The organism is Streptomyces sp. NBC_01408 (assembly GCF_026340255.1).
Classification (GTDB): domain Bacteria; phylum Actinomycetota; class Actinomycetes; order Streptomycetales; family Streptomycetaceae; genus Streptomyces.
Map to the genome: position 1 here is coordinate 2,579,058 of NZ_JAPEPJ010000001.1, position 21,356 is coordinate 2,600,413.

Here is a 21,356-nt window from a genome sequence, read left to right on the forward strand (position 1 = left end):
ACGCAATGCGCGCCCAGTTCGTCATGTCGGAGATCGGCGTCGGTCTCCGTCGCAATCTCACCATGACCTTCGCGGTCATCATCTCCGTGGCCCTGTCGCTGGCCCTGTTCGGTGGCTCCCTGCTCATGCGCGAGCAGGTGAGCAGGATGAAGGGCTACTGGTACGACAAGGCCAACGTCTCGATCTACCTGTGCAACAAGCAGGACGCCGAGGAGGCGGGCGGGGCCGGCAAGCCGGACTCCGGCCAGGGCGGCGCCACCGGCGTCGCCACCTGCTCCAAGGGCGCGGTGACGGCGGAGCAGAAGCAGCAGATCGAGTCCGAGCTCAAGCAGATGGAGCTGGTCAAGTCCGTCGCCTACGAGTCGGCCGACGAGGCCTTCAAGCACTACCAGGAGCAGTACGGCCACACCGCGCTGGCCTCCTCCATCACCCCTGACCAGATGCAGGAGTCCTTCCGGGTCAAGCTCAAGAACCCGGAGAAGTACAAGGTCGTCACCTCGGCCTTCGCGGGCCGCGACGGCATCCACACCGTCGACGACCAGCGCAAGGAGATCGACGACCTCTTCCGGATCCTCAACTACCTCAACTTCGCCGCGCTCGGCATCATGCTGATCATGCTGGTCGTGGCACTGCTGCTGATCGTCAACACCGTGCGCGTCTCGGCGTTCAGCCGTCGGCGGGAAACGGGGATCATGCGGCTGGTGGGTGCCTCCAGCTTCTACATCCAGGTCCCCTTCATCATGGAGGCCGCCGTCGCGGGCCTGATCGGCGCCCTGTTCGCCTGCGCCATGCTCGCCTCCGGCCAGTACTTCGTGATCGACCACGGCGTCGGGCTGCGGGACAAGATCCAGCTCATCGACTTCATGGGCTGGGGATCGGTGCTGGGCAAGCTCCCGTACGTCCTGTTCATCGGCGTCCTGATGCCCTCCATGGCCGCCTTCATCGCATTGCGCAAGTACCTGAAGGTGTGACAAGCGCCCCGCGAGCGTTCCGGTCAACCATCCGTACCGGCGCGGGGCTTGTCCTAGACTCGGCGCCATGCCGGGTCTGCCCGCCTTCTGTCTCCGGCCCCGCGACCTGCGTCGCGGGGCCGTCTTGACGTTGGTCTTCCTCGCGTCCGTCGCCACCGCCGCGGGCACCGGCTGCTGGGATCGGGGGGAAGCCGCCGCAGCCTCCGCTTCCGCCTACGGCGCCCGTACGGACGACGCCCCGGACGACGCCCCGCCCGAGGCGCCCCGCACCCCCGGCACCGCCGACCGGGAAGCCGTCGCCCGCGCCGCCGCCGAAGCCGTCGCCGAGGGGAAGTCGGGGAAGAAGGCCGCCCAGGAGGTGGTCAGCCGCAGCGGCGACCGCTGGGGCACCGTCTACGACCAGGGCGAGTACGCCGCCTTCGCCGAGGACCTCGACGGCAGCTGGACCGGCGTCGGAGTCTGGGCCGGACGCGGCCCGGCCGGCCGGATCGAGGTCGACAAGGTCCAGCCCGGCAGCCCCGCCGCCCGGGCCGGCCTGCGCGCCGGGGACCGGCTGCTGAGCATCGACGGGCAGGCCGTCACCGGGCTGGCCGTCGCCGACGTGATCGCCTTACTCCGCGGCCGGGCCGGCACCCCCGTCGTACTGAACCTGAGCCGGGACGGCGCCGACCTCACCGAGACCGTCCGCCGCGAACAGCTGCGCACCGAGCCCGTGACCGTACGGCGGCTGCCCGGCGGGATCACCGTCATCAAGGTGGCCTCCTTCACCCGCGGTTCGGGCGAGCGGGTCAAGGCGGCCGTCCGCGCGGCCCCGCCCGGCGCCGGGGTCATGCTCGACCTGCGCGGGAACCCGGGCGGACTGGTCACCGAGGCGGTGACGGCCGCCTCCGCCTTCCTGGACGGCGGGCTCGTGGCGACGTACGACGTACGCGGCTCCCAGCGCGCCCTCTACGCGGCCCCGGGCGGGGACACGGCCCGGCCGCTGGTGGCCCTGGTGGACGGCGGCACGATGAGCGCGGCCGAGCTGGTGACCGGCGCACTCCAGGACCGCGGCCGGGCGGTGGCGGTCGGCACCAGGACCTTCGGCAAGGGCTCGGTCCAGATGCCGACGGAGCTTCCGGACGGCTCGGTGGCCGAGCTGACGGTGGGCACGTACCGCACGCCGGCGGGCCGCAGCCTGGACGGCGCGGGCATCACCCCGGACCTGGCGGCGGGCGAGGGCGTCGAGGAACGGGCCGCGCAGGTATTGGGTGGCCTCGGGGTGGGTCCGTAGTGCGAAAATGGCCGCACTATGGCTAAGGAAAAAGGGCGCAAGCTGATCGCCCAGAACAAGAAGGCGCGGCACGACTACACGATCATCGACACCTACGAGTGCGGTCTCGTGCTCACGGGTACCGAGGTCAAGTCCCTGCGCCAGGGCCGTGCCTCGCTGGTGGACGGCTTCGTGTCGGTGGAGAGCGGCGAGGCCTGGCTCTACAACGTGCACGTGCCGGAGTACAGCCAGGGCACCTGGACCAACCACAGCGCGCGGCGCAAGCGCAAGCTGCTCCTGCACCGCGAGGAGATCGACAAGCTGGATTCGAAGACGGGGGAGACGGGCAACACGATCGTGCCGCTCGCCCTGTACTTCAAGGACGGCCGGGCGAAGATCGAGATCGCGCTGGCGAAGGGCAAGAAGGAGTACGACAAGCGCCAGTCCCTGCGGGAGAAGCAGGACACGCGCGAGACGAACCGGGTCATCTCGGCCGTGAAGCGCAAGGAGCGCGCCCAGCTTTAATCTCCTGGCACAGCGTGGTCCACTTCGCGTACCATGGCGTCAGCACCACACGCTTGCGGGTGGTGGCTGGTCGAGCAGGACCTAACTGAACAGCGTGAAACATGGGGATGATCGGTTTCGACAGCGGATGTCGATGCAGGGGAAGCGAGCCGAGGAAGCGGCAATGATCTCGCTAACCACATGTCGCAAACAATAATCGCCAACTCCAAGAGCGATAACTCCCGCTTCACCCTCGCTGCCTAATAACAGTGAGCTGAAGCCTCTGTGAGGAGCGTCAGCCCGGAAGTGGTCCCGGTCCGGATCCTGGCGTCAATTAGGGATCTAAACCTCTAGCCCCGGTCGCGGGGGTTGGAGGGAAACCAAACAGTGACTGAGCCCGTCGGAGACTTGTCCGTGTGATCTCCGGGGCTGAGAAAAGCGCAGCGGACTGCGCTCGGAGAAGCCCTGCTTCTGCACCGTTGGACGCGGGTTCGATTCCCGCCATCTCCACCACCCCATGTGGATGGACCCCCTGGTCTGCGACAGCGTCGCCGGACCGGGGGGTTCTCGCATGTCAGGGGTCAGTAGTGGTGGCTTGCCCCGCGGCTGTGCTCTCACGGTCACGGGCCACGGCCTCCATGAGCCGTCGGGCGTTGGCGGGGGAGCGGAGCAGGTGGAGGGTCTCCTGCCACGAGTCGTAGTCGTCGGCGGACATGAGGGCGGCCTCATCGATCATGCGGGCAAAGGTAGCGGGGAACCCCCTCGCGGATGCGGGCCTCAGCCCTTGCCGGAGTGCCGGGCGCGCGCCCTCGTCGCGGCGGTACGGTGAGGTTTCGAGTGGCCCGCACGACTGAGGAGGACACGTGACTGCGCCGATCCCTGCCGACGGGCCGCTGATCCCGATGCCGGAGCTCACGGTCGCCGCGATGAGGCGTGCCGTAGCCCGGATCACCCCATCCCGCGTCCGCGCCTTCGACGAGCATTTGGCAGAGGCTGCCACGAACGCGCAGCAGGCCCAGAGTCTGGCCCCACTGCGTGCTTTCATCCACGTCTGGGCCATCAACGTGGCCATCGCCCGTCACCCCGCTCGCGCTGCCCGCTTCCGCGCGTTGGAGGCCCTCATCGATGCAGGGAACGAGGACCCTACGGAAGCGCTCGCGGAGATCCAGCAGATCCTCGACGGCGCGAAGGCCGAGGCAGGTTTGTGAGCGAGTGGCGATGGGATTACAACACGGACGATCCCGCGTACCACACCAGCAGCCTGCCTCCCGGGGTGATCGCCGAGGTCGAGCGGCTGGCCACGGAACTCGCGGCTCTGGGCCGGGATGCTGTGCGAGCCGGAAATCCAACCGGCCAAGAGGGTGGCCTGCGCGGCTTTGACATCCTCGGCGGTCGCGGCGTGGTCCAGTTCCTCGTCGTTCCGCGCCATGAGTGCGTGTACGTGTGCAACATCGTTTGGTACGGGTAGCGCCAGCACGGCGATCTTCCCTTGTTGGCGAAGGCCCCGCGGCCTCATGGCTGCGGGGCCTTCGCCATGTCTGCCGGGGGCGGCTAGCAGAACGGGACCTTGTTGAGGTTCAGGGCGTAGCGGGCGGCGATCCAGCCGCTGCCGTCGGCGAGCTTGTACCAGAGCGAATTGCCGTCGACGTTCTGGCCGTTGACCTTGCACTGGAGGGCGACGACGCTGCCGGACTCGGCCTTGCCGGTCTTCGCGTAGTGCGTGCCGGGGCCGGAGCGGATGCCGAGTCCCTTGCCCTTGACGACGATCTTCGCCTTCGGGGTCTCGTGGTGGTCGCCGCACTTCCCACAGGTGCCGGGCTTGCCCGGCTTGCCGTGGTGGCCGGGCCTTCCGGGCTTGCCGTCGTCTCCCTTGTCCCCCTTGGGGCCGGACATCGGGGTGGAGACGGCGAACAAGGCGGGCGCGTCGGTGCCGGTCGCCCACTCGCCGCCGTCCAGCGTCGTGCCCTCCAGGGCGTCCGCGTCCACCCGTACGGACACGCCCAGCCGCGTCTGCTCCTACGCGGGGAAGCGAAGCCGTGAGGGTTCCGGCCTCGCAGGTCAGCAGCCGGGCGTCGGAGGACCGCGTGCACGGGACGGAGGCGCGCAGGCCGTTCCAGTAGAACCAGGCCTCCCGGGAAGGTCGTCCGTTCCGGGCGACGTGTTTCCTCCGCAAAGGAGAAGGGCGCTGGGGAAGACACCCCAGTTATTGCCGATCTTGAGCGTCGGCCGTGAGTACCACGCGGGAGCGATCACCCGGGCGCCGGATCGATCGTCCCGTCACGCTGGCCAGAAGGGCCAGCAGCCCGGCCACCGCGGGCAGGACGTAAGCCGTTTCGGTGCCCAGGTGGTCGACGGTCAGGCCGGCGGTGGCCGAACCGGCCGCGATGCCCGCGAGGATGGCGGTCACCGCGAGGGTCATGCCCTCGTTGAGGCGGCCCTCGGGGGTGAGGTCGTGGACCCGGGCCATCGCGGTGACCATCGTCGGGGCCGTGGCCATGCCGGCCAGCAGCAGGGCGCCCGCGAGGGCGGGCAGTGAGCCGGTGGCCGCCGCCGCCCAGGGCAGGGTCATGAGGACGGCCATGGCGCACACGCAGCCCCGTAGCGAGCGGGGGCGCAGGGTCCCGTAGAGCAGGCCGGCCGCGCAGGAGCCCGCCGCCTGGAGGGCCAGGACCGGGCCGGAGGCGGCGCCCAGGCCGTGGGCGGCGAGATGGGCGATGGAGGTGACCTCCATCGAGCCGAAGACCAGGCCCATCGCCAGGAAGAGCAGCAGCAGCGGCCCCAGGGCACGCAGCGGGGAGCCGTGGCGGGGCGCGGCCGTCACCGGGGGCTCGGTGGAGCGGCAGGAGAGGAAGACCACCATGCCGGTCAGGAGCAGGGCCGCGCCCGCGAGGGTGCCCGCCTCGGGGAAGACGGCGGTGCAGAGCAAGGCGGCCAGCACCGGGCCGAGCATGTAGCAGAGCTCGTCGGCGGCCTGTTCGAAGGACATCGCGGTGTGGTGCGAGGCGGGGGAGTCGCGCAGCAGACGGGTCCAGCGGGCACGGGACATGCCGCCGATGTTGGGGGTGGTGGCGGTCGCCGCGTACGAGGCGAAGAGCGTCCAGGCGGGGGCGCCGGTCCGTACGCACACGACCAGGGCGAGCGAGCCGAGGACCGCGATCAGGGTGGCCGGGAGGGCGATCCGGGCCTGGCCGTGGCGGTCGACGAGCCGGGCGGTCCAGGGCGCGACGAAGGCGGTGGCGGCCAGCCCGGTCGCGGTGACCGCGCCGGCGAGGGCGTACGAGCCGCGCTGCCCGGCGATCATCATCACCGCGCTGATCCCGAACATGCCGATGGGGAGCCGGGCGAGGAGGTTGCCGACGGTGAAGGCGCGGGTGCCGGGGAGGGCGAACAGCCGGCGGTACGGCCCGTGGGCGCGGGCCCGGGCGCGGGCACGGCTGCGGGCCGGGTCCTCGGCCGGGGCGGCGAGGACGAGGGTGCTGCCGGTGACGGTCATCCGGGGCATGCGGGCGGCAGTCGGAGCGTCGGTGCGGGCGGCGATGCGGGCGGCAGTACGGGCGGCGGTACGGGCGGCAGTGCGGGAGGTGGTCGTGGTGGCGGGCATGGGGAAAGCCTCGGGCCGGGCCCCCGGCGCGGTCCAACACCTGTTCCGGGGCCATTCACGCCCTTTCGTTGTTAGTCTCCGGGGGTGACACCGGTGATACCCCACGACCTGGAACCCCGGCTGCTGCGCGGTTTCGTCGCTGCCGCCGAAGAACTGCACTTCACCCGCGCTGCCGCCCGTCTGTACGTCGCCCAGCAGGCGCTCAGCCGGGACATCCGCAGGCTGGAACAGACGCTGGGAGCGCCCCTGTTCACGCGCACCACCCGGCAGGTGGAACTCACCGCGGAGGGGCACCGGCTGCTGCCGCTGGCCCGGCGGGTGCTGCGCGCCCACGAGGAGCTCGCCGCCGCCTTCGGCGGGGCCGCCGAGCCCCGGGCGCTGCTCGTCGACCTCAACACCGACGGCCCGAGCACGGGGCACAGCGTGCTGCAGCGGGCCCGTGAACTCGCCCCGGACTGCGAGCTGATGGCCCGCTTCGAGAGCGGGCTCACCCACGCCGCCGCCGAGATCGCGGCCGGGCGGCTCGACGTCTCCTTCGGGTACGCCGACGGGCTGGACCCGGCGCTACGGGCCCGGCTCGCCCGGCGGCCCGTACGGTACGAGCCGCTCGCCGTCCTGCTGCCCGAGGACCACGCCCTGGCCGCGCTGACCCCCGTACCGCTGGACGCGCTGGCCGGGGAGAGCGTGTACACGGGCGCCGGGAACCCGCGGACCCTGGAGTGGACGGGGCTGGCGCGCGAGCTGTTCGCCGGGCGGGGGATCGCGGAGGCGCCGCCCGCGCCGGTGGCCGTGGGGAAGGAGGAGTTCCGCCGGGTGATGGCCAAGACCCGCAATCCGGTGCTGGTGACGGTGGACTTCCCCGACATGCCGGGGAGCGTGAAACGGCCGCTGACCGCCCCGGTTCCGCTGTCGCCGCTGTCGATGGTGTGGCGGAAAGGTTTCAGCCATCCCGGGCTGGACGCCCTGCGTGCCGCGGCCGACGCCCTGGCCGCCGAGCGGGGCTGGCTGGAGGTGCCGCCGGGGAGCTGGGTACCGGCCCGGCTCACACCCGGTCCGGGCGCCGGGTGAGTCCAAGGTTTCGCAGTGGTCATCCGGCGGGGACCGGGACCGAAACGCGCCACTCCTACGGTCGTCACCACGGACGCGACAGCTGTGGAGGCGTGTGATGACCGGTACCGCACCGCGCAAGGGGGGCCGCTGGATCGAGCGGTGGGAACCCGAGGACGAGGTCTTCTGGAAGGAGACGGGGGAGCGGATCGCCCGCCGGAACCTCCTCTACTCGGTCCTCTCCGAGCACATCGGGTTCTCCATCTGGTCCCTGTGGTCCGTGATGGTCCTCTTCATGGGGCCGCAGTACGGGATCGACCCCGCCGGGAAGTTCTTCCTCATCGCGACCGCGACCCTGGTCGGGGCCCTGGTACGGATCCCCTACACCTTCGCCGTCGCCCGCTTCGGTGGCCGGAACTGGACCATCGCCAGCGCCCTGCTGCTGCTCGCGCCGACCGTGGCCGCGCTGGTGGTCATGGAGCCCGGGACCTCGTACGGCACCTTCCTGGCCGTGGCGGCCCTGACCGGTGTGGGCGGCGGAAACTTCGCCTCGTCGATGACCAACATCAACGCCTTCTTCCCGCTGCGCAAGAAGGGCTGGGCCCTCGGCCTGAACGCGGGCGGCGGGAACATCGGGGTTCCCGTGGTGCAGCTCGTCGCGCTGCTGGTCATCGGGACCGCCGGGGCCGGCCACCCGCGGCTGCTGCTCGCCGCGTACATCCCGCTCATCGTGATCGCCGCGGTCCTGGCCGCGCTGCGCATGGACAACCTGGCGCCCCTGAGCAACGACACGGGCGCGGTGCGCGAGGCCCTGCGCGAACCGCACACCTGGATCATGTCGTTCCTCTACGTCGGCACCTTCGGCTCCTTCATCGGCTACAGCTTCGCCTTCGGGCTGGTGCTCCAGACCCAGTTCGGCCGGACCCCGCTGCAGGCCGCCTCGCTGACCTTCATCGGACCGCTCCTCGGCTCCCTGATCCGGCCGGTGGGCGGGGCGCTGGCGGACCGCTTCGGCGGGGCACGGATCACCCTCGGCAACTTCGTGGCGATGGCCGCCGCGACCGGAGTGGTGATCTTCGCCTCGGTGCGGGAGTCGCTGCCCGTGTTCCTGATCGGGTTCGTGTCGCTGTTCGTCCTGAGCGGCCTCGGCAACGGGTCCACGTACAAGATGATCCCCGGCATCTTCCAGGCCAAGGCGCTGGCCCGGGGCATGAGCGGCGAGGGAGCCGCGGCCTACGGGCGCAGGCTCTCCGGGGCGGCCATGGGGCTGATCGGCGCGGTGGGCGCGCTCGGCGGGCTGGGCATCAACCTGGTCTTCCGCGAGGCGTTCATGAGCTCCGGCTCCGGAACGGCCGCCTTCGTGACCTTCCTCGGCTGCTACGCGGTGTGCTGCGCGGTCACGTGGGCGGTATACCTTCGCCGGCCCGTCGCTCCGGTGGTCCCGGCCGCCGGGGAGACGGTGAAGCCGCAGCTCACCTCGGTGTAACAGCGCTTAACCGCACCGAAATACAGCGGAACCGAGCCTGACACGCCGTATTGGCAGGCTCGGTTCCGCGATGCGATACCGACCCACTGGGCAAGGCAGGTCACGATGGACCACGACAGGCAGACCGGTCCGCTCGCGGGCTTCACCGTCGGAGTCACCGCAGCACGCCGGGCCGACGACCTGATCGCGCTGCTGCGCCGCCGCGGGGCCTCCGTACTGCACGCTCCCGCGCTGCGGATCGTCCCCCTGGCCGACGACAGCGAGCTGCTCGCCGCCACCAAGGACCTCATCGGCTGCGCGCCCGACGTGGTCGTCGCCACCACCGCCATCGGCTTCCGCGGCTGGATCGAGGCCGCCGACGGATGGGGGATCGGCGAGGAGCTGCTGGGGCGGCTGCGGGCCGCCGAACTGCTGGCGCGCGGACCGAAGGTGAAGGGCGCCATCCGGGCCGCCGGGCTGGTGGAGACCTGGTCCCCGGAGTCGGAATCGCTCGCCGAGGTACTGGAACGGCTGCTGGCGGCCGGGGTGGCCGGGCGCCGGATCGCGATCCAGCTGCACGGGGAGCCGCTGCCCGGCTTCGTCGAGGCCCTGCGGGCCGGCGGGGCCGAGGTGGTGGTCGTCCCGGTGTACCGGTGGATGGCGCCCGAGGACCTCGGGCCGCTGGACCGGCTGCTGGACACGGTGATCGCCGGAGGGGTGGACGCGGTCAGCTTCACCTCGGCGCCGGCCGCGGCCTCCCTGCTGTCCCGGGCCGAGGAGCGGGGCGTACGCGAGGACGTGCTGGCCGCGCTGCGGGGCGGGGTGCTGTCGGCGTGCGTGGGGCCGATGACGGCCCTGCCGTTGCAGGCGCAGGGCGTGGACACGGTCCAGCCGGAGCGGTTCCGGCTGGGCCCGCTCGTGCAGCTGCTCTGCCAGGAACTGCCCGGCCGGGCCAAGGTGCTGCCGGTGGCCGGGCACCGCCTGGAGATCCGCGGGCACGCCGTACTGGTCGACGCCGAGCTGCGGCCGGTGCCGCCGGCCGGGATGGCCCTGCTGCGGGCGCTGGCCAGGCGGCCGGGCTGGGTGGTGGCCCGGGCGGACCTGCTGCGGGCCCTGCCGGGGGCGGGCCGGGACGAGCACGCGGTGGAGACGGCCATGGCCCGGCTGCGGGGGGCGCTGGGGGCGCCGAAGCTGATCCAGACGGTGGTCAAGCGGGGGTACCGGCTGTCGCTGGACGCGGGCGGGGAGCTCAAGTACGGGGGCTCCGAGCCGCTCTGAAACCGGGCCCGGCCGCTCTGCCGGGCCGGGGCGGCCCGGGCGGCCCCGGCCGGGCCGACGCGGGCCGGCGGGGGCTGGGCAGGCCCGGGAGGCTTCGGCTAGCGTGCCCGGATGATCATTGACGGAGTGGAGATGAGGGGCCTCGCGCTCGGGGACGCCGCCGCGCTGGCCGAGACGTTCACGCGCAACCGGGCGGCCATGGCGCACGTCGAGCCGGTCCGGCCCGCCGCCTTCTACACCGAGCAGGGCCAGCGCCAGCGCATCGAGGGCGCGCTCGCCGACCGGGACGCGGGCCGGCTGCTCCCGTACGTGTTCGTCGAGACGGCGACCGGCGCGCCGGTCGGGGCGATCAACCTCGGCTCCATCGTCCTCGGTCCGCTGCGCAGCGGCGGCCTCGGCTACTGGGTGGACGAGGCCTGGCACGGCAAGGGGCTGGCCACCGCCGCCGTGGAGGAGGTCTGCCGGATCGCCCGCGACGAGGTCGGCCTGCACCGCGTCGAGGCCGGGACCCTCGTCGACAACCTGGCCTCGCAACGGGTGCTGGCGAAGGCGGGCTTCGAGCCGTACGGCCTCGCGCCGCGGTACCTCCACATCAACGGCGCCTGGCGCGACCACCGCCTCTTCCAGCGGCTGCTGCACGACCGGCCCCCGGTGGCCTAGCCAGATCCAGCCCCGCCGGCATTTGAGGCGCGGGGGTCTGGGGGCAGAGCCCCCCCCCGGCAACGGTGCCGCACCCGGAACGAACCGGTTCGGCCCCGCGCCGCTGCTGGGGCTCCGCCCCAGACCCCGCGCCTCAATCGCCGGCGGGGCTGGATCTGGCTGAGGCCGCCCGCACACGGGGGGTTCCGCTGCGCGCCAGCGAGCGGCAGTCTGGTACGGCACCCCACGACGGGAGGCTGACGGCATGAAGTTCGATTCCGGCCGGGTCTGCCTGGACCTGGTGGCCACCTTCACCCCGCACGAGGGGATCCGCGACGGCGACGAGCTGCGGCTGTGGCTCGCCGGGGCCGGACTGGTCCCGGACCGGACCCCGCTGGCCCGCGTCGGGCCCGACTGGGTCGCGGCCTTCCGGTCCCTGCGGGGCGATGTGGACACCCTCGTACGGGCGGAACTGCACGCGGCCGACCCGCCCGACGGCACGGCGCGGGCCCTGGCCCGGGTCAACGCGCTGGCGGCCGGTCCACCCCCGGGCCTGTGTGCCGTACGGGACCAAGAAGGGCACCTCGTGCGGGAGTTGTGCGGCGGCGTGGAATGCGGTGCGCTCCTCGCGGCCGTCGCCCGCGACGCGGTGGAGCTGCTGACCGACCCGGGCGAACTGGCCCTGCTGCGGGCCTGCGAGGGAGACGGCTGCACCCGGGTCTACCTGGACACTTCCCGCGGTCACCGGCGCCGCTGGTGCTCCAGCGAACTGTGCGGCAACCGCGAGCGCGTCGCCCGGCACCGCCGCCGGGTCCTGGCGGCCGGCTCGGCGTGACCCGCCGGGGCGGGAGGTGCGAGGCTTGATCGACAAGACACCCCCCGGTTCCGGAACGGGCGTGCGGACAGGGTCCTCGTTCGCGTACGGTTGACGGTCGCCCATGCACGTCAGAAGGGGGCCTTGGTGGCCGCGCAGAATGCCGCTGTCGACAGCACGGCGGATTCCGTCCGCGATCGGGAGATCGCGGTCGAGCAGACGCATCTCGACCGGGTGTACCGACGCCTTGAGGAGAAGATCCACGAGGCCGAGTTCCTCATGAACGACGCGGCCAAGAGGGGCCAGGTCGGCACGCCCGGCGCCCTCGCCGAACGCGACGCGCAGGTCTTCCGGGCGGGCATCCACCTGAACCGGCTGAACAGCGAGTTCGAGGACTTCCTCTTCGGCCGCGTCGACCTGGTGCTCGGCAAGGACGGGGAGCGCGGCCCGGACGGCGCCTACACCTCCGTGGAGCCGGCCGACGACGCGATCCGCGAGGACCTCACGGCCGATATCGCCGAGACCCTCCACATCGGCCGCATAGGAGTCCTGGACTCCGACTACGCGCCGCTGGTCATCGACTGGCGCGCGCCGGCCGCCGCGCCGTTCTACCGCTCCACGCCCAAGGATCCCGGCCGCGTCGTGCGCCGCCGCGTCATCCGTTCCAAGGGCCGCAAGGTGCTCGGCGTCGAGGACGACCTGATGCGCCCCGAGGTCACCGCCTCCCTGGACGGCCGCGAGCTGCCCGTCATCGGCGACGGCGCCCTGATGGCCGCGCTCGGGCGGGCCCGTACGCACTCCATGCGGGACATCGTCTCCTCCATCCAGGCAGAGCAGGACCTGGTGATCCGGGCGCCCGCCGCGTCCGTCGCCGAGGTCGCCGGCGGCCCCGGCACCGGCAAGACCGCCGTCGCCCTGCACCGCGCCGCCTACCTGCTCTACCAGGACCGGCGCCGCTACTCCGGCGGCATCCTGATCGTCTCCCCGACGCCGCTGCTCGTCGCGTACACCGAGGGCGTCCTGCCCTCGCTCGGCGAGGAGGGACAGGTCGCCATCCGGGCCCTGGGCTCGCTGGTCGACGGCGCGGAGGCGACCACGTACGACGATCCGGCCGTGGCCCGGGTCAAGGGCTCCTCCCGGATGCTCAAGGTCCTGCGCAAGGCCGTACGCGGCGCCCTGGAGCTGGGCGAGGCCCCCAACAGCCTGCGCGTGGTGGCCTTCGGCCGCCGCCAGGAGCTGGAGGCCGCCGAGCTGAACCGGATCCGGCAGAACGTCCTCAGCGGCACCGCGCCCGTCAACCTCCTGCGCCCACGGGCCCGCAAGCTGCTCCTCGACGCCCTGTACGCGAAGTCCGGCAGCGCCGGCCGGCACAGCGACCCGGAGCTGGCCGCCGAGCTGCGCTCCGCCTTCGACGAGGACATCTCCACCGAGGACGCCTTCATCGGCTTCCTCAACGCCTGGTGGCCCGAGCTGACCCCGCGCGGGGTGCTCGCCGCGATGGCCGACGAGCGCAAGCTCGGCCGCTGGTCCCGCCGGGACCTGAACCCGCGCGAGACCCGCCAGCTGGCCCGCTCGCTGCGCCGGGTGGGCCCGGACGGCAAGGGCCCCCTCTCGGTGCACGACGTGGCGCTGCTCGACGAGCTCCAGCTGCTCCTCGGCGCCCCCGCCCGGCCCAGGCGCAGGCGGGAGATGGACCCGCTGGACCAGCTGAGCGGGCTGGAGGAGCTGATGCCGACCCGCGAGGAGACCCAGTGGGAGCGGGCCGAGCGGCTCGCGGCGGAGCGCACCGAGTACGCACACGTCATCGTGGACGAGGCCCAGGACCTGACGCCGATGCAGTGGCGGATGGTGGGCCGCCGGGGCCGGATGGGCACCTGGACCGTGGTCGGTGACCCGGCGCAGTCCTCCTGGACCGACCCGGAGGAGGCGGCCGCGGCCCGCGACGAGGCGCTGGGCTCCCGGCCGCGCCGGCGGTTCACCCTCACGGTGAACTACCGCAACCCGGCGGAGGTCGCCGAGGTCGCGGCCCGGGTGCTGCGCCTGGCGATGCCCGGCATGGAGCCGCCGTCGGCGGTGCGCTCCACGGGCCTGGAGCCCCGTTTCGCGGCCGCCGCGGGCGCATTGGGCGACGCGGTGCGCGAGGAGACGCGCAGGCTGCTGGAGCAGGTGGACGGCACCGTCGGCGTGGTCGTGGCCATGGACCGGCGCGCGGAGGCCGCGCGGTGGCTCGCCGACCTGGGGGAGCGGGCGGTGGCGCTGGGCAGCCTGGAGGCCAAGGGCCTGGAGTACGACGCGACGGTGGTCGTCTCCCCGGCGGAGATCGCGGAGGAGTCCCCGGCGGGCCTGCGGGTGCTGTACGTGGCGCTGACGCGCGCCACGCAGCAGCTGACGGTGGTCTCGGCGGAGCGCGACCGGCCGGACGCGGACGGGGTGCCTGAGCTGCTCAAGCCGTAGCGCCGCCGGGTCCTGCGGCCGTACGGGGCACCGTACGGCCGGTTGGCCCGCGGCCATGAGCGTGGTGGGACGAGACCGGAGGCCGGGAGGGGGATCGCATTCGGCGATCCTTTGTTAGCCTGGGTTACGGCACCGACTCGATCCAAGCCCCCGGGCCCAACCTTCGTCGCTTAGAGCGACCACTTGCCGCGAGGCGAGCATGGCGGGTCGGTGTCGCTAGTCATTTCACCAGGTCCGCGCCCTCCACGATGTGGAGGGCGCGGACCTGTTTTGTGTCAATCCACCATTCCGCAGCGACCTACTATCTCGTATGGTGGAAGTGTCTTTCCGAAATTTGTAGCTGGTTACCTTGTACCGGCTGGTAGGTGGGACGATCGGACAACAGGTCCTGCCGCACCTGCCGTGCAGCGGGGCCCTGTGTGTACAGCGAAAACCAGGGACAGAAGAGGAACACGGCCATGGCAACGGCGCCCAGCGTCTCGTATTCGATGACGGTCCGCCTGGAAGTGCCCGCGAGCGGAACCGCGGTCTCCCAGCTCACCACCGCCGTGGAGTCCTCCGGCGGCTCGGTCACCGGCCTCGACGTGACCGCCTCCGGTCACGAGAAGCTCCGGATCGACGTCACCATCGCCGCGACCTCCACGGCGCACGCGGACGAGATCGTCGAGAAGCTGCGGGGCATCGAGGGCGTCAGCCTCGGCAAGGTCTCCGACCGCACCTTCCTGATGCACCTCGGCGGCAAGATCGAGATGGCGTCCAAGCACCCCATCCGCAACCGTGACGACCTCTCGATGATCTACACCCCGGGCGTGGCCCGCGTGTGCATGGCGATCGCCGAGAACCCCGAGGACGCCCGCCGCCTGACCATCAAGCGCAACTCCGTCGCAGTCGTGACGGACGGCTCCGCCGTGCTGGGCCTGGGCAACATCGGCCCGATGGCCGCGCTGCCCGTCATGGAGGGCAAGGCGGCCCTCTTCAAGCGCTTCGCGGGCATCGACGCCTGGCCGATCTGCCTCGACACCCAGGATTCCGACGAGATCGTGGCGATCGTCAAGGCCATCGCCCCGGGCTTCGCGGGCATCAACCTGGAGGACATCTCCGCGCCGCGCTGCTTCGAGATCGAGGCCCGGCTGCGCGAGGCCCTCGACATCCCCGTCTTCCACGACGACCAGCACGGCACCGCGATCGTCGTGCTCGCCGCGCTCACCAACGCACTTCGCGTCGTGGGCAAGGCAGTTGGCGACGTCAAGGTCGTCATGTCGGGCGCCGGAGCGGCCGGTACGGCCATCCTCAAGCTGCTCCTCGCGGCGGGCGTCAAGAACGCCGTCAGCGCCGACATCCACGGCGTCGTGCACGCGGACCGGCCCGACCTGGTCGACGCCGCGGCCGACTCCCCGCTGCGCTGGATCGCCGACAACACCAACCCCGAGGGGTACACGGGCACGCTGAAGGAGGCCGTGGTCGGCGCCGACGTCTTCATCGGCGTCTCGGCCCCCAACGTGCTGTCCGGCGAGGACGTGGCGGCCATGGCCGACGGTGCGATCGTGTTCGCGCTCGCGAACCCGGACCCCGAGGTGGACCCGGCCGTGGCGCGTCAGACCGCCGCCGTCGTCGCCACCGGGCGTTCCGACTTCCCGAACCAGATCAACAACGTGCTGGTCTTCCCGGGTGTCTTCCGCGGCCTGCTGGACGCCCAGTCGCGGACCGTGAACACGGAGATGATGCTGGCCGCCGCGAGCGCGCTGGCGGACGTGGTCGGCGAGGACGAGCTGAACGCGAACTACATCATTCCCTCGGTGTTCAACGACAAGGTCGCGGGCGCCGTCGCGGGCGCCGTCCGCAAGGCCGCCTCGGCGGGCTGAGCCGACGTTCCGGGCCGGTCCGGGCCCGGCGGGGTCCGACCCGCCGGTCCGGGTGGCCGAGGGGGCCGGCAGGGGTCACGGGGCGGGCCGGCGCCCGCCTGTGACCGCCCTCACGGCGCTCCGCTCCCGGCGCGTCGCGAGATGCGGGCCCGGTGGGGCGCCTCTAGGGTTGCGGGGATGCCCGCGAGGTCCGCGGTCCGCATCCGGCGAGTGCGGACGGAGCGTCACCGCCGCGTGACTGTGGCGCTTTTCGTGTGACCCCGGCGGGTGCCGGATTGGCTTTCCCGCCGCTGGTGGGGGCAGGATGCGTAACCGGGCGGGAGGGTCTGACGTTCAGACCCGGGTCCGGGGACTGTCCGAGGGCCCTGGCAGCATCGGCTTCGATCTCACGCCTCTAAGGCAAGTTGAACACGGGAGTACAACATGAACCGCAGTGAGCTGGTGGCCGCTCTGTCCGAGCGCGCCGAGGTGACCCGCAAGGACGCCGACGCCGTTCTGGCCGCGCTCGCCGAGACCGTCGGCGAGATTGTCGCCAAGGGCGACGAGAAGGTCACCATCCCCGGCTTCCTGACCTTCGAGCGCACCCACCGTGCCGCTCGCACCGCGCGCAACCCGCAGACCGGCGACCCCATCCAGATCCCGGCCGGCTACAGCGTGAAGGTCTCCGCGGGCTCCAAGCTCAAGGAAGCCGCCAAGGGCAAGTAGTCCTGCCCCGGCGCCGAAGGCCGCACAGGCCTTTGGAACGGCGAGTAGTGCGCAGCTTTGCGCAGAACGGCGAAGGGCGGTCACCCCGGGCGGGGCGGCCGCCCTTCGGCCTGTCCTGGCCCGGGCCGCCCGTCCGGGCCCCTGGGGCCTCCTGGGGGCCTTCCTGGGCCCACGCGAAAGCCCCCCTGGTCCGTGCGGACCAGGGGGGCTTTCGCGGACGGTGCGTCAGGCGCCGGTGCCGGGCGCCCGGGCGGGGCGTCAGACGAGGTCGCCGCCCGGGAGTTCGACCTTCGCGCCCAGCTCCACGAGCTTCTCCATGAAGTTCTCGTAACCGCGGTTGATGAGGTCGATGCCGTGGACCCGCGAGGTCCCCTCGGCCGCCAGCGCCGCGATCAGGTACGAGAATCCGCCGCGCAGGTCGGGGATGACCAGGTCGGCGCCCTGCAGCTTGGTGGGGCCGGAGACGACCGCCGAGTGCAGGAAGTTGCGCTGGCCGAACCGGCACGCGCTGCCGCCCAGGCACTCCCGGTACAGCTGGATGTGAGCACCCATCTGGTTGAGGGCCGAGGTGAAGCCGAGCCGGGACTCGTAGACCGTCTCGTGGACGATCGAGAGGCCGGAGGCCTGCGTCAGGGCCACCACGAGCGGCTGCTGCCAGTCGGTCTGGAAGCCGGGGTGCACGTCCGTCTCCAGGGCGATGGCCTTGAGCGGGCCGCCCGGGTGCCAGAAGCGGATGCCGTTGTCGTCGATCTCGAACGCGCCGCCGACCCGGCGGAAGGTGTTCAGGAAGGTCATCATCGAGCGCTGCTGGGCACCGCGCACGTAGATGTTGCCGCCGGTCGCCAGCGCGGCGGACGCCCAGGAGGCGGCCTCCAGCCGGTCCGGGAGCGCCTTGTGGTTGTAGCCGCCGAGGCTGTCGACGCCCGTGATCCGGATGGTCCGGTCGGTGTCGACGGAGATGATCGCGCCCATCTTCTGCAGGACGCAGATGAGGTCCTCGATCTCCGGCTCCACCGCGGCGTTGCTGAGTTCGGTGACGCCCTCGGCCAGGACGGCCGTCAGCAGCACCTGCTCGGTCGAGCCGACCGACGGGTACGGGAGGCGGATCTTGCAGCCGCGCAGACGCTGCGGGGCCTCCAGGTACTGGCCGCCCTCGCGCTTCTCGATGGTCGCGCCGAACTGGCGGAGTACGTCGAAGTGGAAGTCGATCGGCCGTCCGCCGATGTCGCAGCCGCCGAGGCCGGGGATGAAGGCGTGCCCGAGGCGGTGCAGGAGGGGGCCGCAGAAGAGGATCGGGATGCGCGACGAACCCGCGTGGGCGTCGATGTCGGCGACGTTCGCGCTCTCGACGTGGGTGGGGTCGAGCACCAGCTCGCCCGGCTCCTCGCCGGGGCGGACCGTCACCCCGTGGAGCTGGAGCAGACCGCGCACGACGCGCACGTCACGGATGTCGGGGACGTTGCGCAGCCGACTGGGTCCACTGCCGAGCAGCGCGGCGACCATGGCCTTGGGCACGAGGTTCTTCGCACCGCGGACTCGGATCTCGCCCTCAAGCGGGGTGCCGCCGTGGACAAGCAGTACATCGTCACTGATGCCGGTCATGAATCTCGCGTTCCGGGAGGGGTGGGCAGGGGGCCAGGGAAAAGAGTAAGGGTCACCACCCCTTTGTTTGTATGGCTGACGCGGCCGTAAGACTGTATTGAATTCGGTACAACACCCTCCGTACCCACCTCATGGCGGAGTGTTGTCTTCCGCCTGTGTGTGCAGCCGTGCCCCGTCCCTGCTGCCGTGCGCCCTGAGCTGCGTACGGTCCGATCTCGCCGCCGGGTCCCCCGGAACGGCGAATGTGCGAGATCATGGCGGCATGACCGAGGTGTCCTCCCTCACAGGGAGACTGCTCGTGGCCACGCCGGCCCTCGCGGACCCGAATTTCGACCGGGCCGTGGTGCTCCTGCTCGACCACGACGACCAGGGCTCGCTCGGCGTGGTCCTCAACCGGCCGACGCCGGTGGGCGTCGGCGACGTCCTGCTGCCCTGGGCGCCCCTGGCGGGTGACCCGGGCGTCGTCTTCCAAGGCGGCCCGGTGGCGCTGGACTCGGCCCTGGGGGTGGCGGTCATCCCGGGCGAGGACGGCCCGCTCGGCTGGCGCCGGGTGCACGGGGCGATCGGGCTGGTCGACCTGGAGACCCCGCCGGAACTGCTCGCCGCGGCCCTGGGCAGCCTGCGCATCTTCGCCGGCTACTCCGGCTGGGGGCCGGGCCAGCTGGAGACGGAGCTGGGCGACGGCGCCTGGTACGTCGTGGAGTCGGAGCCCGGCGACGTGTCCTTCCCCGACCCGGAACGGCTGTGGAGGGCGGTGCTGCGCCGCCAGCGCAACGAGCTCGCGATGGTCGCCACCTATCCGGACGACCCGTCGCTCAACTGACCCGGCCGGGGTTCAGTACCCTGGGTCCATGAGCACTCTTGAGCCCGAGCGCGGGACTGGCACGGGGACCCTCGTAGAGCCGACGCCGCAGGTTTCCCACGGTGACGGCGACCACGAGCGCTTCGCCCACTACGTCCAGAAGGACAAGATCATGGCGAGCGCCCTCGACGGGACCCCCGTCGTCGCGCTCTGCGGCAAGGTCTGGGTACCGGGCCGGGACCCGAAGAAGTACCCGGTCTGCCCCATGTGCAAGGAGATCTACGAGTCCATGGGCCCCGGCGGGGACAAGGACAAGGGCGGCAAGGACAACTAGTCCGCCCCCCCCGGTCCCGGTCGTCCACGGGACCGGCAGGACACCCCAGGGCCCCCTGGGTGCGCAGCGGCGTACCCGGGGGGCCTTCGGCGTACCCAGGGGGTCTTCGGCGTACTAGGGTCTGCGCGAGGAGCGCCCTGTGGAACAGCCGTTGCGCAGGGCGCAACAGGCTGCTGCGAAGGGCTGACGCATGGACCTGATCCCCGCACCCAGGGTCGCCGTCCTCCACGAGGACGGGCTCCGCTTCGAGTTCGGGCCCGAGCCGGTGCTCGACGCCGGGCCCGGCACCGGGGGCACCGCGCGCCGGCTGCGCCACGAGCTCGGCGCCGCCACCGGCTGGAGCCTGCCCGCCGCCCGGCCGGGCGGGGCCGCGGAGATACGGCTGCGCCTCGACCCGGGCCTCGACCTGGGCCCGGGCCTGGGCGTGGGCCTGGACGCGGGCCCGGACGCGGGCGTGGGCCCGGGCCCGGCCGGCTCCTCGTCCGTGGAGGCGTACACCCTCAGGGTCGACGGCACCGGGGTCGAGCTGACCGGCGCGAGCGAGGCCGGGCTGTTCTGGGGGACGCAGACCCTCCGTCAGCTGCTGGGCCCCGACGTCTACCGCAAGGCCCCGCTGCCCGGACGCACCTGGAGCCTGCCGTACGCGGAGATCGCGGACGCGCCCCGGTTCGGGTGGCGCGGCCTGATGCTCGACGTGGCCCGGCACTTCATGCCCAAGGACGGGGTGCTGCGCTACATCGACCTGCTCGCCGCGCACAAGCTCAACGTGCTGCACCTGCACCTGACGGACGACCAGGGCTGGCGGGTCGAGATCAAGCGCTACCCGCGGCTCACCGGGACGGGGTCGTGGCGGGCGCGCAGCCGGTGGGGCCACCGGGCCTCGCCGCTGTGGAACGAGACCCCGCACGGCGGCTACTACACCCAGGACGACCTCCGCGAGATCGTCGCGTACGCCGCCGAGCGGCACGTGCGGGTGGTTCCGGAGATCGACGTGCCGGGCCATTCGCAGGCCGCGATCGCCGCGTACCCGGAGCTCGGCAACACCGACGTGGTCGACACCTCCGCGCTGGAGGTGTGGGACGACTGGGGGATCAGCGAGAACGTGCTCGCGCCGACGGAGGCCGTGCTGCGGTTCTACGAGGGGGTCTTCGAGGAGCTGCTGGAGCTGTTCCCCGTAGAGGTCTCGCCCTTCGTCCACGTGGGCGGCGACGAGTGCCCCAAGGCGCAGTGGCGGGCCTCCCCGGCGGCCCAGGAGCGGATCCGGGAGCTGGGCGTGGACGGGGAGGACGGGCTCCAGTCCTGGTTCATCGGGCACTTCGACGGCTGGCTCGCCGCGCGCGGGCGGCGGCTGATCGGCTGGGACGAGATCCTGGAGGGCGGGCTCGCGCCCGGCGCGGCCGTGTCCTCCTGGCGCGGGTACGGGGGCGGCATCGCCGCGGCCGAGGCCGGGCACGACGTGGTGATGTGCCCGGAGCAGTACGTGTACCTGGACTACCGTCAGGCGGCGGGCGGGCAGGAGCCGATGCCCATCGCGTACGTGCGTTCCCTGGAGGACGTGTACCGGTTCGAGCCGGTGCCCCCGAAGCTGTCGGAGCGGGCGGCCGCCCACGTGCTCGGGGCGCAGGCCAACCTGTGGACCGAGGTGACGGAGAACCAGGACCGCGTCGACTACCAGGCGTTCCCGCGGCTGGCGGCCTTCGCCGAGGTGGTGTGGTCCCGGCAGCCCGCGCCGCAGGAGCGCGACTTCGCCGGCTTCGAGGCGCGGATGGCGGCGCACTACGCGCGGCTGGACGCCCTCGGGGTCGGCTACCGGCCACCGGCGGGCCCCCTGCCGTGGCAGCGGCGGCCGGGAGTGATCGGACGCCCGAAAGAGGGAACCCCGCCGAACGTGTGACGACCAGAAGTGGAACTCTTCCTAGATTTCCGGTTATACGGGGAAAAACGGGCGCTCAGTGGGAGGTGGGCGGAGCGGGACACCGATGAGGTGCTGGTGGGGTGCTGGTGAGGTCATGGTGAGGTGCGGGGA

19 protein-coding genes, 1 other RNA gene and 1 pseudogene are annotated in these 21,356 nt (G+C 72.1%); 17 read left to right on the top strand and 4 right to left on the bottom strand.

Annotated features, from left to right (window positions below):
• Positions 1–5: 5 nt before the first annotated feature.
• The 4 genes from ftsX to ssrA all read left to right on the top strand — a co-directional run bounded on the left by ftsX (position 6) and on the right by ssrA (position 3,240).
• Complete coding sequence (ftsX, locus tag OG447_RS11690) at positions 6–971, top strand: permease-like cell division protein FtsX (protein WP_266936420.1); 966 nt, start codon at positions 6–8, stop codon at positions 969–971.
• Between the two features lie 67 nt (positions 972–1,038).
• Positions 1,039–2,244: a S41 family peptidase gene (locus OG447_RS11695; RefSeq protein ID WP_266936421.1), complete on the top strand. Its 1,206-nt coding sequence runs from the start codon at positions 1,039–1,041 to the stop codon at positions 2,242–2,244.
• 18 nt (positions 2,245–2,262) lie between these two features.
• The gene (smpB, locus tag OG447_RS11700; protein ID WP_266936422.1) at positions 2,263–2,748 is read left to right on the top strand and encodes an SsrA-binding protein SmpB; all 486 of its coding nucleotides are present in this window, start codon (positions 2,263–2,265) and stop codon (positions 2,746–2,748) included.
• A 103-nt stretch (positions 2,749–2,851) separates the two neighbouring features.
• Positions 2,852–3,240: a transfer-messenger RNA gene (ssrA, locus tag OG447_RS11705) on the top strand.
• A 61-nt stretch (positions 3,241–3,301) separates the two neighbouring features.
• Here ssrA and OG447_RS11710 read toward each other — a convergent pair.
• Positions 3,302–3,454, bottom strand: a pseudogene (locus OG447_RS11710) (type II toxin-antitoxin system Phd/YefM family antitoxin); the annotation flags it as partial.
• Between the two features lie 136 nt (positions 3,455–3,590).
• Between OG447_RS11710 and OG447_RS11715 the strand changes: the two are divergent.
• Complete coding sequence (locus OG447_RS11715) at positions 3,591–3,935, top strand: DUF6247 family protein (RefSeq protein ID WP_323181754.1); 345 nt, start codon at positions 3,591–3,593, stop codon at positions 3,933–3,935.
• The gene (locus tag OG447_RS11720; RefSeq protein WP_266936423.1) at positions 3,932–4,195 is read left to right on the top strand and encodes a hypothetical protein; all 264 of its coding nucleotides are present in this window, start codon (positions 3,932–3,934) and stop codon (positions 4,193–4,195) included. Before OG447_RS11715 ends, OG447_RS11720 begins: the two co-directional genes overlap by 4 nt.
• 83 nt (positions 4,196–4,278) lie before the next feature.
• Here the strand turns inward: OG447_RS11720 and OG447_RS11725 are convergent, their stop codons facing one another.
• Both OG447_RS11725 and OG447_RS11730 read right to left on the bottom strand, forming a co-directional pair.
• Complete coding sequence (locus tag OG447_RS11725) at positions 4,279–4,725, bottom strand: SH3 domain-containing protein (protein ID WP_266936424.1); 447 nt, start codon at positions 4,723–4,725, stop codon at positions 4,279–4,281.
• Positions 4,726–4,930: 205 nt separating this feature from the next.
• Entirely contained in the window at positions 4,931–6,220 is a 1,290-nt protein-coding gene (locus OG447_RS11730) for an MFS transporter (RefSeq protein ID WP_266938842.1), read from the bottom strand.
• 201 nt (positions 6,221–6,421) lie between these two features.
• On the opposite strand from OG447_RS11730, the gene OG447_RS11735 reads away from it, so the two are divergent.
• The 8 genes from OG447_RS11735 to OG447_RS11770 all read left to right on the top strand — a co-directional run bounded on the left by OG447_RS11735 (position 6,422) and on the right by OG447_RS11770 (position 16,592).
• Positions 6,422–7,396, top strand: a complete 975-nt coding sequence (locus OG447_RS11735) for a LysR family transcriptional regulator (protein ID WP_266938843.1) — start codon at positions 6,422–6,424, stop codon at positions 7,394–7,396.
• A 97-nt stretch (positions 7,397–7,493) separates the two neighbouring features.
• Complete coding sequence (locus OG447_RS11740) at positions 7,494–8,861, top strand: NarK/NasA family nitrate transporter (RefSeq protein WP_266936425.1); 1,368 nt, start codon at positions 7,494–7,496, stop codon at positions 8,859–8,861.
• Between the two features lie 105 nt (positions 8,862–8,966).
• Entirely contained in the window at positions 8,967–10,118 is a 1,152-nt protein-coding gene (locus tag OG447_RS11745) for a uroporphyrinogen-III synthase (protein ID WP_266936426.1), read from the top strand.
• 111 nt (positions 10,119–10,229) lie between these two features.
• Positions 10,230–10,778: a GNAT family N-acetyltransferase gene (locus OG447_RS11750; RefSeq protein WP_266936427.1), complete on the top strand. Its 549-nt coding sequence runs from the start codon at positions 10,230–10,232 to the stop codon at positions 10,776–10,778.
• Positions 10,779–11,022: 244 nt separating this feature from the next.
• Positions 11,023–11,592 (top strand): ABATE domain-containing protein, encoded by a 570-nt coding sequence (locus OG447_RS11755; RefSeq protein ID WP_266936428.1) that lies wholly within the window; start codon positions 11,023–11,025, stop codon positions 11,590–11,592.
• Positions 11,593–11,718: 126 nt separating this feature from the next.
• Positions 11,719–14,025 (top strand): UvrD-helicase domain-containing protein, encoded by a 2,307-nt coding sequence (locus tag OG447_RS11760; RefSeq protein WP_266936429.1) that lies wholly within the window; start codon positions 11,719–11,721, stop codon positions 14,023–14,025.
• Positions 14,026–14,483: 458 nt separating this feature from the next.
• The gene (locus OG447_RS11765) at positions 14,484–15,887 is read left to right on the top strand and encodes an NAD-dependent malic enzyme (protein WP_266936430.1); all 1,404 of its coding nucleotides are present in this window, start codon (positions 14,484–14,486) and stop codon (positions 15,885–15,887) included.
• A 423-nt stretch (positions 15,888–16,310) separates the two neighbouring features.
• Positions 16,311–16,592: an HU family DNA-binding protein gene (locus OG447_RS11770; protein WP_007264399.1), complete on the top strand. Its 282-nt coding sequence runs from the start codon at positions 16,311–16,313 to the stop codon at positions 16,590–16,592.
• A gap of 258 nt (positions 16,593–16,850) precedes the next feature.
• On the opposite strand, the gene murA is transcribed toward OG447_RS11770, so the two are convergent.
• The gene (murA, locus tag OG447_RS11775) at positions 16,851–18,194 is read right to left on the bottom strand and encodes a UDP-N-acetylglucosamine 1-carboxyvinyltransferase (RefSeq protein ID WP_031150226.1); all 1,344 of its coding nucleotides are present in this window, start codon (positions 18,192–18,194) and stop codon (positions 16,851–16,853) included.
• 262 nt (positions 18,195–18,456) lie between these two features.
• On the opposite strand from murA, the gene OG447_RS11780 reads away from it, so the two are divergent.
• From OG447_RS11780 to OG447_RS11790, 3 genes are all read left to right on the top strand, one after another.
• Positions 18,457–19,017 (top strand): YqgE/AlgH family protein, encoded by a 561-nt coding sequence (locus OG447_RS11780; RefSeq protein WP_266936431.1) that lies wholly within the window; start codon positions 18,457–18,459, stop codon positions 19,015–19,017.
• A gap of 28 nt (positions 19,018–19,045) precedes the next feature.
• The gene (locus OG447_RS11785; RefSeq protein WP_215018346.1) at positions 19,046–19,330 is read left to right on the top strand and encodes a DUF3039 domain-containing protein; all 285 of its coding nucleotides are present in this window, start codon (positions 19,046–19,048) and stop codon (positions 19,328–19,330) included.
• 190 nt (positions 19,331–19,520) lie between these two features.
• Positions 19,521–21,224 carry a beta-N-acetylhexosaminidase gene (locus OG447_RS11790; protein WP_266936432.1) on the top strand — a complete coding sequence of 568 codons (1,704 nt, stop codon included), beginning with the start codon at positions 19,521–19,523 and terminating at the stop codon, positions 21,222–21,224.
• Positions 21,225–21,356 lie beyond the last annotated feature (132 nt).